Origin of the sequence: Parvibaculum indicum, assembly GCF_011762095.1 — a bacterium.
Classification (GTDB): domain Bacteria; phylum Pseudomonadota; class Alphaproteobacteria; order Parvibaculales; family Parvibaculaceae; genus Parvibaculum; species Parvibaculum indicum.
Window position 1 is genome coordinate 1 of record NZ_JAASQO010000006.1, and the last position, 13,173, is coordinate 13,173.

At 67.0% G+C, this 13,173-nt stretch carries 13 protein-coding genes and 2 pseudogenes; 13 read left to right on the forward strand and 2 right to left on the reverse strand.

Translation table 11 applies throughout. The features are described from left to right. Positions 1-95: 95 nt before the first annotated feature. From FHS78_RS08660 to FHS78_RS08680, 5 genes and pseudogenes are all read left to right on the forward strand, one after another. Positions 96-299 (forward strand): annotated as a pseudogene (locus FHS78_RS08660) (zincin-like metallopeptidase domain-containing protein); the annotation flags it as partial. Beyond that, entirely contained in the window at positions 296-499 is a 204-nt protein-coding gene (locus tag FHS78_RS08665; protein WP_167093257.1) for a hypothetical protein, read from the forward strand. The pseudogene FHS78_RS08660 and the gene FHS78_RS08665, both read left to right, overlap by 4 nt. 14 nt (positions 500-513) lie before the next feature. Continuing rightward, the gene (locus FHS78_RS08670; RefSeq protein ID WP_167093259.1) at positions 514-936 is read left to right on the forward strand and encodes a DUF2958 domain-containing protein; all 423 of its coding nucleotides are present in this window, start codon (positions 514-516) and stop codon (positions 934-936) included. A 71-nt stretch (positions 937-1,007) separates the two neighbouring features. Next, positions 1,008-2,747 carry a ParB/RepB/Spo0J family partition protein gene (locus FHS78_RS08675; RefSeq protein ID WP_167093261.1) on the forward strand — a complete coding sequence of 580 codons (1,740 nt, stop codon included), beginning with the start codon at positions 1,008-1,010 and terminating at the stop codon, positions 2,745-2,747. A 197-nt stretch (positions 2,748-2,944) separates the two neighbouring features. Next, positions 2,945-3,118, forward strand: a complete 174-nt coding sequence (locus tag FHS78_RS08680) for a hypothetical protein (RefSeq protein WP_167093263.1) — start codon at positions 2,945-2,947, stop codon at positions 3,116-3,118. 69 nt (positions 3,119-3,187) lie between these two features. Here FHS78_RS08680 and dmeF read toward each other — a convergent pair whose 3' ends face one another. Further along, a complete protein-coding gene (dmeF, locus tag FHS78_RS08685) occupies positions 3,188-4,162 on the reverse strand; it encodes a CDF family Co(II)/Ni(II) efflux transporter DmeF (protein ID WP_167093271.1) in 975 nt (324 codons plus the stop codon). Between the two features lie 733 nt (positions 4,163-4,895). Between dmeF and FHS78_RS08690 the strand changes: the two genes are divergently transcribed. From FHS78_RS08690 to FHS78_RS08720, 7 genes are all read left to right on the forward strand, one after another. Further along, positions 4,896-5,228 carry a DUF736 domain-containing protein gene (locus tag FHS78_RS08690; protein ID WP_167093273.1) on the forward strand — a complete coding sequence of 111 codons (333 nt, stop codon included), beginning with the start codon at positions 4,896-4,898 and terminating at the stop codon, positions 5,226-5,228. 179 nt (positions 5,229-5,407) lie between these two features. Continuing rightward, positions 5,408-5,638 carry a helix-turn-helix transcriptional regulator gene (locus FHS78_RS08695; protein WP_167093275.1) on the forward strand — a complete coding sequence of 77 codons (231 nt, stop codon included), beginning with the start codon at positions 5,408-5,410 and terminating at the stop codon, positions 5,636-5,638. Continuing rightward, positions 5,631-6,194 (forward strand): S26 family signal peptidase, encoded by a 564-nt coding sequence (locus FHS78_RS08700; RefSeq protein WP_167093277.1) that lies wholly within the window; start codon positions 5,631-5,633, stop codon positions 6,192-6,194. Before FHS78_RS08695 ends, FHS78_RS08700 begins: the two co-directional genes overlap by 8 nt. Continuing rightward, positions 6,182-6,832 carry a lytic transglycosylase domain-containing protein gene (locus FHS78_RS08705; protein ID WP_167093279.1) on the forward strand — a complete coding sequence of 217 codons (651 nt, stop codon included), beginning with the start codon at positions 6,182-6,184 and terminating at the stop codon, positions 6,830-6,832. Before FHS78_RS08700 ends, FHS78_RS08705 begins: the two co-directional genes overlap by 13 nt. Positions 6,833-7,086: 254 nt before the next feature. Beyond that, positions 7,087-7,449, forward strand: a complete 363-nt coding sequence (locus FHS78_RS08710) for a hypothetical protein (RefSeq protein ID WP_167093281.1) — start codon at positions 7,087-7,089, stop codon at positions 7,447-7,449. Positions 7,450-7,804: 355 nt separating this feature from the next. After that, positions 7,805-9,784 carry a relaxase/mobilization nuclease RlxS gene (rlxS, locus tag FHS78_RS08715; RefSeq protein WP_167093283.1) on the forward strand — a complete coding sequence of 660 codons (1,980 nt, stop codon included), beginning with the start codon at positions 7,805-7,807 and terminating at the stop codon, positions 9,782-9,784. Positions 9,785-10,032: 248 nt separating this feature from the next. Beyond that, complete coding sequence (locus tag FHS78_RS08720) at positions 10,033-11,244, forward strand: DUF3644 domain-containing protein (RefSeq protein ID WP_205305259.1); 1,212 nt, start codon at positions 10,033-10,035, stop codon at positions 11,242-11,244. A 298-nt stretch (positions 11,245-11,542) separates the two neighbouring features. On the opposite strand, the gene FHS78_RS08725 is transcribed toward FHS78_RS08720, so the two are convergent. Beyond that, a complete protein-coding gene (locus tag FHS78_RS08725) occupies positions 11,543-12,157 on the reverse strand; it encodes a hypothetical protein (RefSeq protein WP_167093285.1) in 615 nt (204 codons plus the stop codon). Positions 12,158-12,440: 283 nt separating this feature from the next. On the opposite strand from FHS78_RS08725, the pseudogene FHS78_RS08730 reads away from it, so the two are divergent. Then, positions 12,441-13,040, forward strand: a pseudogene (locus tag FHS78_RS08730) (type IV secretory system conjugative DNA transfer family protein); the annotation flags it as partial. Positions 13,041-13,173: the final 133 nt, after the last annotated feature.

The following is a 13,173-nucleotide window of genomic DNA, read 5'->3' on the forward strand; positions in this document are numbered from 1 at the left end:
CACGCTCAGCAGCCCCAGGCAGAGGAGATGGCAGCATGATCAACCTCATCTTCACTGCGGAAAAATTTCAGATTGGGGCTGGACTGTCAGGATATATCGCGGAGATGGCGTCCGCGTTCGTGTGCGCCAGCCTCAGTATCACGCCCACCGTGCGCCACGCCGATTACATCGGGTCCTGGCTCGAGGTCTTGCGCGAGGACAATCGCGCCATCTTCCGCGCCGCGAGCCTCGCCTCCAAGGCCGCCGATTACCTGCTGGCCTTCCGCGAGACGGCCGGCGCGGAGGGAGCGGCGGCATGAGCGCGCCCGCTGCCGTGCCGCTCGCCAGCGAGCCGACGCCCGAGGGCGAGCAGACCCTCGTGCCCGGCGTCCGCCCGATCAGCCAGCGCGAACGCATCGAGGCGCGGATGGTCGCGCCGCTCACCCCGCGCGTCCCGCAGAAGCCGCTGAACGTCGGCCTGTTCGACGAAGACGCGCGCAACCAGCTCGACCTGTTCTGACCCGGAGGTCCGCCATGATCCTGATCCCCGACGACATCCGCGACCGTCTTCTCGCCAACGGTGCTACCGAGCGCGAGACCGATCACGTGCCGGTCGTGAAGCTGTTCGAGCCGACCGGCGCGGCCACATGGCTGATCACCGAGATGATGCCGGACGAGCCCGACATCCTGTTCGGGCTCTGTGACCTCGGCTTCGGCTGCCCCGAGCTTGGCTATGTGAGCCTCGCCGAGCTTGAGAGCGTCAAGGGACCGCTCGGTCTCGGCATCGAGCGCGACCTCCATTTCGAACCCCGCTTCCCGCTCTCGGTATTTGCCGAGGCGGCGCGGATCGCGGGCCGCATCACCGAGGCCGAGCGCGCACTGGCGCAGGCCGCCGCCGCGCTCCGCACCCGCAACCCCGAAATTCCACCCGATGGGGCGGGACCGACGCGCCGATAGGCGGCGCACGGCCCCGCCCGTGGCTTGCGCTTCCGGTGGGGCCGCTGACCCAAGAGCCAAGGAGAGTGACCATGCAACTGCAACACATCCCGATCGACAAACTGGACGTCTCCGCGTTCAACATGCGGAACGCCAAGCGCGCGCCGGACGTCTCCGACATCCTGCCGAGCGTCCGCGCGCGCGGCATCCTGCAGCCGCTGCTGGTGCGGCCCAACGGCGAGGACGAGCGCTTCGAGATCGTCGCCGGGCGGCGGCGCTACTTCGCCGCCAAGGCGGTCGCCGAGGAAGGCGGCGGGGTCGAGCCCGTGCCCTGCGCCGTGATGGAGCCGGGCGACGACGCGGGCGCGCTCGAGGCCTCGTTGATCGAGAACGCCGCCCGGCTCGACCCCGACGAGATGAGCCAGTACGAGACCTTCGTGCGGCTCTCCAAGGAAGGGAAGTCGGTCGCGGAGATCGCCGAGACCTTCGGCATCACCGAGATCATGGTGAAGCGCCGCCTCGCCCTCGGTAACCTCTTGCCGAGGATCAGGACGGCCTACCGCAGGGGCGAGATCGACGCCGAGACGGTGCGCCATCTCACCCTGGCCTCGACGGCACAGCAGAAGGACTGGCTCGCCCTGTTCGCCGATCCCGAGCAGTACGCGCCGCGCGGCTTCCAGTTGAAGCAGTGGCTGTTCGGCGGCCAGTCGATCCCCACCTCCGTCGCCCTGTTCCCGGTCGAGGACTATCCCGGCCAGATCGTCGCCGACCTGTTCGGCGAGGATGCCTACTTCGCCGACGCGGACCTGTTCTGGCAGAAGCAGAACGAGGCCATCGCGGCGAAGCGGGACGAGTATCTCGAAGCCGGATGGGCCGAGGTCGTGGTGCTGGAGCCCGGCCAGTACTTCCATAGCTGGGAGCACGAGAAGACCCCGAAGAAGAAGGGCGGCAAGGTGTTCATCGCCGTCTCCCACCGGGGCGAGGTCGAACTCCACGAGGGCTGGCTCGGCCGCAAGGAGGCCCGCCGCGCGGCGCGGAAGGCCGCGTCGGCGGACGCGGACGGCGAGGCGACCGAGGTCGCACCCGCCGCGCGGCCCGAGGTCACCAAGGCGATGCAAAACTACCTCGACCTGCACCGCCAAGCCGTGGTCCGCCTCGCGCTTGTGGCCCATCCGGGCGTGGCGTTGCGGCTCATGGTGGCGCACGCCGTGGCATCCTCCGGCCACTGGCAGGTGAAGCCCGAGCCGCAGCAGGCGCGCAGCGACGCCATCGCCGAGAGCGTGGCAACCAGTTCGGCGCAGCAGGCCTTCGACGCAGAGCGGCAGGCAGTGCTGGCCTTGCTGGAACGGCCCGACTATCACCACTCCGTCACGCAGCCGGGCTACGACGCCTATCCCACGGCCGTGGTGTTCGCGAAGCTGCTGGGGCTCTCCGACGAGGACGTGCTGCGCATCGCCGCCTGCGTCATGGCCGAGACGATTGAGGCGGGCAGCGCCGTGGTCGAGGCGGTCGGCAACCACTTGGGCGTGGACGCGGGGCAGCATTGGCAGCCCGATGACGCCTTCTTCGATATGATCCGCGACAAGGCCGTACTCAACGCCATGCTTGCCGAGGTCGCGGGCAAGCGGTGTGCCGACTCCAACATCGCGGAGAAGGCCAAGACGCAGAAGAAGATCGTCCGTGACTGCCTCGACGGGGCGAACGGCCGTGCCAAGGTCGAGGGCTGGCTGCCCGGCTGGCTGGCCTTCCCGGTGCGGACCTGCACCGAGAACGGCACGCTCGCCACCGTCGACGAATGGGCGCGGGTGCGGTCCCTGTTCGATGGCGCGTGATCCGTCGCGGGCGGCGGCCTGACGGCCGCCGCCCGCTTTTCGGCCGACTCGTGGTTGGCTGGCCGAGAGCGCAAGTTGTTGGCACCGGTTGATTCGCGTCTGGTGACGGCCGATCCTCCGGCGCGAAATGGTGAGCGAAGGCGACGACTCCGATCATGCGATCACGGACATCCGGCCGGGTGTCGCGGCGATGACTTATGATCCTGACGGGCGGACGCTTCTTCACCGGCGGCGTCCAGCGCCGGTCGGACGAGGCCACCGAGTGGGGCTGGTTCGCGCCCGACGCACTGCCGGAGCCGCTGTTGCCTTATGCGCGAGTCTGGCTTGTCGATGCTGCGTCCGACACCGGTTCCGGCCCCGTGATCCGCTGATGGTTTTTGCCGACGCAATCGGACGTTGGCAAAGCCACGATGCGCCGCCTGCCGATCGTCGGCACGCCCTCAGGCCGCGACGGTTTCCTGGCACCGATGGACCTCGATGGTCAAATGCACGATGCCGAGTTCGTTGGGCAGCAGCGCCCGGTAGTGCTCCGGCTCCCGTGGCTCATGCGTGACGATGCTGAGCGCGGCGGCATAGATTCCCGGTCCGACCGACCAGATATGCAGGTCGGCGAGTCGGTTGTCGGCGTCGCCCTCGATGGCCTGGCGCACGTTTCGGCGAACAGGCTCTTCGGCTCGGTGGTCGAGCAGCACGCCGCTGGTATCGCGCAGCAGATGCCAGGCCCACCGTGCGACGAGCACGGCGCCGACCAGTCCCATGAAGGGATCGAGCCAGACGGCGCCGAAGTATTTCCCAGCCAGCAGGGCGACGATGGCCAGGACGGACGTCAGGGCGTCCGCGAGCACATGAAGATAGGCCGAGCGCAGGTTGTGGTCGTGCCGGTGATGATGGTGATGCGTGTGCTGATGCTTATGTCCATGGTGATGGTGGCTGTTATCGGCACGGGGAGCGCCTGACTCGCGGCCCGTCAGCAGCATGGCGCTGACGCCATTAACGAGGAGCCCGATCACCGCCACGGCCAGTGCCCAATCGAAAACTATCGGGACCGGATTCAGGAACCGCGCGCCGCTCTCCCAGGCCATGATCACTGCGAAGCCGGCAAGGATGATGGCGCTCGTATACGCCCCGAGCGCGTTGACCTTGCCGGTGCCGAAGGTGAATCGGGCGTCGCCGGCGTGCCGCCGCGCGTACCCATAGGTGAAGACGCTCAGCCCGAGCGCCACCGCGTGGGAGCCCATGTGCATGCCGTCGGCGAGCAGTGCCATCGAGCCGAAGGCCCACCCCGCGACGATCTCGGCAACCATCGTCACGATGGTCAGGACTGTGACGATCAGTGTGGGACGCTCGCCTTTGCGCCGCCGATCCTGTCCAAAGGTGTGATCGTGCGTCCAGGGCTCGACCGTGTCGGTATGCATTCCACTTCTCCACGGGCACGGGCCAAACACGGATACTCAAGCCGCTCCCGAAAAACTTTCGGCATGGTTCTGTTGAACCAGACGGTCACCCGGGGATCAAGCTCCCGGTGACCAACGGCCCGTCGCGCTGACGCCCGGGGGATCGCCGTGCGATAGCTGACAAACCGCGTTGGCGGCGCCGGCAAGACGGGTCTTGCACCCGGCTCGGCGCACCGAAGCTCGTTGGCTGGGCGTTTCCCGGTCCCCGTTCTGGCGGCGGGTGACGGGAGATTGCCTTCGGTCCGCCCCACCCGCTTGCCTCCGGGGCGGCTGCCCGGGCAGCCCGAATGCCGGGCCGGGTGGCGTGTTGCCTGCGTTCCTGTGCGGCTTGTATGAGCGGACGCGAGGGTTGTGCGTGGTCGAAGCGGCGCCCACGTTCGCCGTCCACGCTTGATCAAACCGGCTGCCTCGGGTCGTGATCCTCCGTCGTTGCAACCGCCCATGCGCCTGCTCCGGCTGGTGGACCTATGGCGGTCCCCGTCGCGGCGAAACCGGCTGCGGCGACTATTTTCCCCGCCCGCCTACGCGGTGCTCCGGCGGGCTTCCTCGCGGCCGCTGCGCTCCAAAATAGCCGCCTCCACCGGTCCTCCGCTGGCGCTCCGGCCCTCCGGGTGCGCCGGTCCGGCGCCCGCCATGGACGGTCCGCCGTGAGCAGGGCGATGGGCGCCCTGCACGATCAAAGGAGGATCAGAACATGGCAGCCATCGGATACGTCAACCGCCAGGCGGACGGCTCCTACAAGGGCTTCATCAACACCCTCAGCATCCGCCGCAGCGTCGTGCTCCTGCCGAACCGCGACAAGGACGCCGACAACCAGCCGGACTTCCGGGTCTTCACCGACGACCGCGAGCGGGTCGAGCTCGGCGCCGCCTGGAAGCGGGTGGGCCAGAACTCGGGCAACAGCTATGTCTCGCTGAGCCTGGCCGCCCCGGAGTTCGGGCCGCGCAAGCTCTACGCCAACCTCGGCCGCGCCGCCGGGCAGGACGATCCCGACACCTTCGCGATCATCTGGAACCCGGTCGACTAACGGCCGCCGCCTTGGCCCCGCGCCCTGCCGGGCGCGGGGCCTTTCGCCTGTCCCGGAAAGGGAGGCGAATTCCCCGACGGCCATTTTCGCCCGTCCCGGACCGCCTCCTCGCGCGCCCATCCTCGCCGTCATCGGCGCGACCCCGCCGGTCGCGCGCTTCAAGCGACGAGGTGACGACAATGAGCGATGACGAACACGAACGCGCCGCCCGCGCGAAGAAGGGCAGCCCCTTCCTCAACACCGCCCAAGCCGCCCACTATGTTGGCCTGTCGGGCCGGACGCTCGAGAAGATGCGCGTGACCGGCAGCGGGCCGAAGTACCGTAAACACGGGCGCTACGTCCGCTACCACATCGACGACCTCGACGCGTGGTCCGACTCCCGGTCCAAGGGATCGACCTCCGATGCGTGAGGACCGGCTCCTGCTGTCCGGCGCTCTGCGGCCGACGCGGCGCCGGCGCGGGCGTCGCCGCCCGCGCGTCCCGCTCGCCCTCGCGGGCCTCGGGCTCGCCGCCCTCGGCTTCGCAACACTCGCCGCGCCGGCGCCGCGCCTGGTCTGGAATGCCAGCGCCAGCGCGCCCGTGGGGCTCTACTGGGTCAGCCGCACGGTTCCGGCACGCGACGATCTGGTGCTCGCCACCTTGCCGCCCGACGCCCGCAGGCTTGCGGCCGACCGTGGCTATCTGCCGGTCGGGACACCCCTGGTGAAGCGTCTCGTGGCGGTTGCGGACGACGTCGTCTGCGCCGTCGGCGATGCCGTCTTCGTCAACGGCACGTATGTCGCCACGCGTCGCAATCGCGACTCCTTCGGCCGTGCGCTGCCGCGCTGGACCGGCTGTCGCACGCTCGCCGCCGACGAACTGTTCCTGCTGATGGCCGGTGTCTCCGGCTCGTTCGACGGCCGGTACTTCGGGCCGGTACGGCGCGCCAGGGTCATCGGGAGGCTCGTGCCGCTATGGACCGGGTGACCGTCCTGGCGCTGGGCGCGGTTGCCCTTGCGACTTTTGCCTGCTCGTCCTCCGTCGTCGCTGAACCGGCCCCCGTCGAGCAGCGGCTCGACCGCTGGGAGCCGTTCATCGCCGAGGCCTCCGCCCGGTTCGCCGTCCCGAAGACTTGGATACGCGCGGTTATCGCGGCCGAGAGCGCGGGGCGAATTATGCTCGACGGCCGTCCGATCACTTCGTCCGCCGGCGCCATGGGGCTCATGCAGGTGATGCCGGGGACCTATGAAGAGATGCGTCGGCGACATGGTCTTGGTGGCGATCCGCACGACCCACGCGACAACATCTTGGCCGGGACCGCCTATCTCTGCACCCTTTACGAGCGCTTCGGGTTCCCCGGCCTCTTCGCCGCCTACAATGCCGGGCCCGGTCGCTACCAAGAGCATCTGACCGACGGGCGACCGCTGCCGCGCGAGACCCGTGCCTACCTCGCGCGGCTCGATCCGTCGCGTCTGGCAACAGAGGCCGCAGGGGCCGCGGAAACGGATCGGCGTCTCTTCTTCCCTCTGCGCGCGACGGTGACGGACGGTCGCGAGTCGTCGTCGACGGTGGCCACGGACAGCCTGTTCGTGCCCTTGCGTACCGTGCCGGGCGAGGACCGATGAACCGCGACGGCGCGGCCGGTGCCCTGTCGGAGAGAGAGGACCTCGTCTCGGTTGTCCCAGCGTACCAGCCAGGACGAAGCGCCCGTCAAGGATGCGCGGTCCCCCCAAAATGCTCCACTGCGCTGGCGCTCCGCTCCGCATTTCGGCTCCCCCGCGCCCCGCTTCGCGGCGCCTCCGGCGTCCTTGACAGCCGCTTCGCCGGCCGATGGCGGGAGCTGTCCTCGATGAGGAGGACAGCAACCACGGAGGTTCCGATGACCACACTTCACACGCATCCGCACGCCGCGTTCGACCGCTTCCCGCAGCTCCGCCGCGACCTGATCGCCGAGTTCGGAACGGACGGAATCGACGCCGCTATCGAGCTATTTATCGCCGCCGAGCGCGCCGATTTCCACTGGGACGGACGCATCGCGGAGATGAATCTCGGCGCCTGGGAGAGCCTCGACGACGAGAACGAGATGTTCGAGCGGGTGACGATTCTCGGCTACTTCCGCGCCCGCTACTACGTCGCGACGTGTCTCGTCGATGGCGACCGAGACGTCCATTGGATGCTCGGTCTGCGCCATTTCGAGTGCTTTGAGAGCGCCGAACAGGCGTTCCTGGCGAGTGGCGGATGATGCCACCGGCCACCCTGGGAGCGATACCGTCAGGTGCCGCTCCCGACTTCCTTGTGTGGTGATCCTGGCCGGCGCGCGACCGGTCGCCCGAGTCAAGGTCCGGTCAGAGATCGCAGGTGATCGTAGGAGGGACGGCAGGTGGCTCAGAAGCCCGGTAGGGCAAGATAAAAGGATGGCGCCATGAGACGCCTATGTCGTTGGCTGCACATCGTTTTCCCTGGCGCCATGCCCGTCCAGGATGGCGCCAGTGCGGGAGTAAGTCCTTGGTCTGCCGCGATCTTCATGGCGCCGGCTTGCGGCTTCGGCTGGCCGTCGTCTACTCGTGGATCACGATGCAACATGACCGGCGGCGATCATGAAGGATGACGACTTCACGCCGAGGCTCGGCCGGATCCGCAGCCGCGGCAGCAAGCGCGGGCGTCGCTACCTGCACCAGGTGCTGCGGTCGATGGCGCTTGCCGGCGGCCGGTCGTTGCCGAGCCGCGGTACCTTCCAGGGCAACCGCATCGGTCGTGGGTCCGGCGTCGGCCGGGTGCTCGCCGCCCGCGACCGCTATGCCGCCTACCGGGCGCGCCGGGTGATCGTGAAGTCGCGCATCGTGAAGCTGACGGGGCAGGGGCGGAAGGCGGCCCAGCTCCATCTGCGCTACATCCAGCGCGACGGTGTCACCCGCGAGGGGTTGCCCGGCGATCTGTACGACGCCGAGTCCGATCGTGCCGACGGCCGGGCGTTCCTCGAGCGCGGCGAGGGCGACCGGCACCAGTTCCGCTTCATCGTCTCGGCCGAGGACGCCGCCGAGTACGACGAGCTGAAAGGGTTCACCCGTCGGCTAATGCGACAGATGGAGGACGACCTCGGCACCCGGCTCGATTGGGTGGCGGTCGACCACTACAACACCGGCCATCCCCACACCCATGTCGTGCTGCGCGGCCGCGACGACCAGGGGAAGGATCTCGTCATCGCCCGCGACTACCTCGCCAGGGGGATGCGCGAGCGGGCGGCAGAGATCGTTGAGCTGGATCTCGGGCCGCGCTCCGATCTGGAGATCGAGCACCGCCTGCGCTGGGAGGTGGAGCAGGAGCGCTTTACCAGCCTCGACCGCGGCCTGCTGGGCGACATCGGCGAGGACGGGCTTGTCCGGTCTGGCACCGCGGCCGGCGACGCCTTCCGCCAGACGCTGCGCGCCGGCCGGCTGCACAAGCTCCATCGCCTCGGACTCGCCGAGGAGATAGAGCCGGGCCGGTGGCGGCTGGCCGACGACCTGGAGCCGGTGCTGCGCCGGATGGGCGAGCGCGGCGACATCATCAAGACCATGCACCGTGAGATGACCCGCGAGGGTCGGGACAGGGCGACCTCGGAGTACGCCATCTACGACCCGGCCGACACAGAGGCGCGGCGACTGGTCGGCCGCGTCGTCGCGCGCGGTCTCTCCGACGAGATCAACGACCGCCACTACCTGATCGTAGACGGTGTCGACGGCCGCGCCCATTACGTCGATATCGGCAGGGCCGACACGACCGAGCCGTTGCCGGACGGTGCGATCATTGCGATCGCACCGAAGCGGGCCGCGCCGAGAGACGTCGACCGAACCATCGCCGAGATCGCCGCCGCGAACGACGGGCAGTACAGCGTTGACATCCACCTGCGGCACGACCCCACGGCCACGGCCGCGTTCGCCGAGACCCACGTGCGACGGCTCGAGGCGATGCGGCGGCGGGACATCGGCGTCGACCGCCAGCCGGATGGCACCTGGACGATCGCGCCTGATCATTTGGATCGGGCGGCGGCGTACGAACGAAGCCGGGCACGGGCGAGCCCGGTCATCGTCGCGATGCTGTCCGCGGTGGCGCTCGACCGGCAGGTCGGCGCCGACGGCGCGACCTGGCTCGACCGGGAGCTGCTCGCCGACACGCCGACCAGCCTCCGCGACGCGGGCTTCGGGCGCCAGGTACGCCAGGCGCTCGACCGGCGCCGGCAGTGGTTAATTGAGCAGGAGCTTGCCCGCCAGGAGCAGGACCGGATCGTCTACCGTGCCAACATGCTCGGTCTCCTGCGCCGACGCGACCTGACGCGGGTCGCGGACCAGCTCTCCGGCGAACTTGGCCTGCAATACGCTGAAAGCGAGCCCGGCAAGCGGATCGAGGGCGTCTACCGCCGGCGGCTGGACCTCGTCAGCGGCCGGTTTGCCGTGATTGAGAAGTCGCGCGAATTCACGCTGGTGCCATGGCGGCCGGTACTGGAGCGCAACCTCGGGAAGCAAGTGTCCGGTACGCTGCGCGGCGACACGATCTCCTGGTCGCTTGGGCGCAAGCGGCGCGGTCCGGGCATCTCGTAGGATTGCGATCAGGCTCGTAGGCGTGCCCGCTGTCGACCCCGAAGCAGCCCTCCGAACCTGGCGTGGCCGCGCATGCTCGTGTCTCATAGCGGCTGTCCGAGAACGTCCAGTGCGGAGCAGCCATCCAGGCGTTATACCGACCATCCTACTCCTATTGCCCGATCTATCAGTAAGTGACCGGTTGCGTTCGTCGGAAGTTTGACCACTCCATAGCCGTAGTGTTAGCTCCCTTCTCGGAGAAAAGGGCGATGGCAGACGAGGCGAAACCAAGAAGAATCAAGCGGCGGCGCGGTAACACCCTCGAGCGGTGGGAGGTCGAGATCGTCAAGGGGATGATTCATCGCGGGGGCGGCTTCACGAACGATCAGGACATTCTGGCCTACTTCACCCGCCCGACCCGCTCCATTAACCACCGACTCATAGGAGAGATCAGGGCGAGGAAGAAGCACAAGAGCGTCAAGCCTGCTTCCGACGAAGCCCTCGACGAGTTCCTGTCGACTTGGCCCGATGTCGACCCCGGAACAGGCTTGAGCGCCCGAGGCGACGAACTCCTGATCAAGGCCCGAGAAGCTATGATCGCCGCAGTCCACACCTTTAACTCCGCCGGACTGATGTTCCGCGCCGAACTCTTCATCACGACCGCCATCGTCGCCTGGACCTACTTGCTTCACGCCTACTACAAGCGCGAGGGCATCCCCTACAAATACAAGGGCAAGCAGACGGCCCACGGCGCCGACCGCTACTGGGATCTGAGCCAGTGCATCAGCACGGGCAAGTGCCCGCTCTCCGAGGGAGCGAAGACGAACCTTCGCTTTCTCATCGAGCTACGGAACGAGATTGAGCACCAGTCGACCAGCCGCATCGATGATGCGGTTGGCGCTGAGCTCCAGTCATGTGCCCTGAACTTCAACGATGCACTGAAGGGGTTCTTCGGGAAGCAGTTCGGTCTTGAGAAGCGACTGCCGATCGCTCTCCAGTTCGTGTCGTTTGGGCCTGACCAGCGGAGCAGCTTGAAGACGGCGTCCTCACTGCCCCTGCATGTCTCGTCCTTCATCAGCGCGTTTGAGCATGGACTGTCCGACGACCAAGTTAAGGACCCGGCCTTCCGCCTCAAGGTCGCTTTCGTGCCCGTCGCCGCGAAGAAGGCTGCCGGCTCTGATGTCGCGGTTGTTACCGTGAAGCCTGGCAGTGATACGGCACAAGAGGTCGGCGAGGTGATCTTCAAGGAGGTGAACCGGGCGCGGTTCATCAGGAAGGACGTGCTCGCGGCAGTCAAGGAGGCTGGTTTCCCGAAATTCGGCCCCGGGGACCACACGAAGCTCATGCAGGAACTCGACGCAAAGAACCCAGCGAAGGGATACGGTTGCCAGGGCGATTACAAGAACACGTGGGTCTGGTATGACCGCTGGATCGAGCGGGTTCTGGAGCACTGCCGGCAGGAAGGGGCTCGCTACCGGTGACTTCGGAAACTCGCAGAACGGCTGTGGGTGATCACCACGAGAGAGCGTTCGCCTTGAATTGATGTCCCAGCCCTGACGAACGGATTGCTCAGCCAGGATCGGGCAATTCTCTGGCAACGGCAGAGCTGGTAATCGGTCCTTACGAGCATTGAGGCGGAGCGCAGCGAAAGCCCGAAATCCACCCATTTCCGACAATCTTCCCAACACAAGGAACGACCTCTTTCAGGCAAGCGTTGGGCTTTCTAGCTCCGCGTAAGGCAAAACTCTTCATCGTTTGCAGCCGCTGAGGAGGTATTAATCAGCTACCTTTTGCTGCTTCGACAGCAATAGTTTCCCGAGAGCGCTCCTGGAGGGCCGGGTCAGCGAGGATCAAGGTTGCGATAGGCCTTCGTACGCCGGCGCTGACCGGGTTCGGCCGAAATTCAAGATAAGCGTTCTTGCGGCTGTAAAAGGCCCCCGTGTCGCCCCACACCCATTCCCGTTCGCTCCTCTGGTTCGGCGCACCGTAGTCATTGAGGAGCTTGGCTTCCAGTGTCGGTATGTCGGGGCCACCAGGCAGTACATCGTATACGATCTTGATCGCCCGCGGACCTTCTGGCGTTGGTGCGAACGTGACTTGAGCCTCGGCCGCTTCACCTCGCGCCCGAACCATCCGTACACCTGCGTAGTCCCGCCCTGGGATCAGCTTGCTCTGCGCCTGCATGATCGCTTGCTCGAAGGACGGACCACGGACGACATTCTGAGTGATGAGACCACTCTTGGTCGCGGCTGCTTGGATCTTCTCCACGGTCGCTCCAAGCCTGAACCCACTTACCTGGTACGCGCTCGAATCTGCGGCTGAGGCCTGCGTGGCATCCGCAGCCACGACAGCGGTCCAGATGATGAGACCGAGAAGGGCTGATCGCGCCTTCATTCACCAGCTCCCTAAATGCAAATCTTGCCTACCGAATCCCTCTTCCGCGGCAACCGTCTGCCGTCTTCGAACTCGGATGTCGTTTAGGTGAGGATTTTACCCCGTCCTCGAATTCAGTTCCACGTTTCGCTCGGCCAGCTACGCTCTTATTACCCCTACTTGGCAAGCGCCGAAGAGAGCGTAGATCAGCGTAAATAAATGCGATTTTCGATTCCGCCGGTCTGAGGAATCTCTTGGGGCGTGACGCGACGCACAAGTCGCGCCGACGTGTGGACTCAAGGGCATGACACCGACCAAGCTCCTCATCGGCCAGGCGCTAATCGTCTTCGCCATTGTGATCGGCGGGGTGTGGGCGACGACGCAATGGACCGCGGCGATGCTGGGCTACCAGCCGCGGCTCGGTGCGCCCTGGTTCGAACTCCTGCAGTGGCCGGTCTACTACCCCTGGCGCCTGTTCGAGTGGTGGTACGCCTACGAGCCCTATGCACCAGACTTGTTCCGGCGCGCGGGCCTGCTGGCCGGCACCAGTGGTCTGCTCGGCACGGTGGTCGCCGTCGTCGGCTCGCTGTGGCGGGCGCGGCAGGGGCGGTTCGTCACCACCTACGGCTCCTCGCGCTGGGCGACCCGCAAGGAGGTGGAGCGGGCTGGCCTGTTCGAGCCGCGCGGCGTGTTCCTCGGCCGGCTGGGAGGCGGCTACCTGCGCCACGACGGTCCCGAGCACGTCATGGCCTTCGCACCGACGCGCTCGGGCAAGGGCGTGGGGCTGGTCATTCCGACGCTGTTGTCCTGGACCGGCTCGGCCGTCATCCACGACATCAAGGGCGAGAACTGGCAGCTTACGGCCGGCTGGCGGTCGCGGTTCTCGCATTGCCTGCTGTTCAACCTGCGCAGCGACAAACAGGATGAGACTCAGCGACAATCAGGATGAGACGTTTCGGCGGGTGTGTGTCGCAGGGAGGGCGTAGCCCGACCGGAGGCATACACCCGCCGCTGCGCCCGATTTTGGGGTCTGTGAT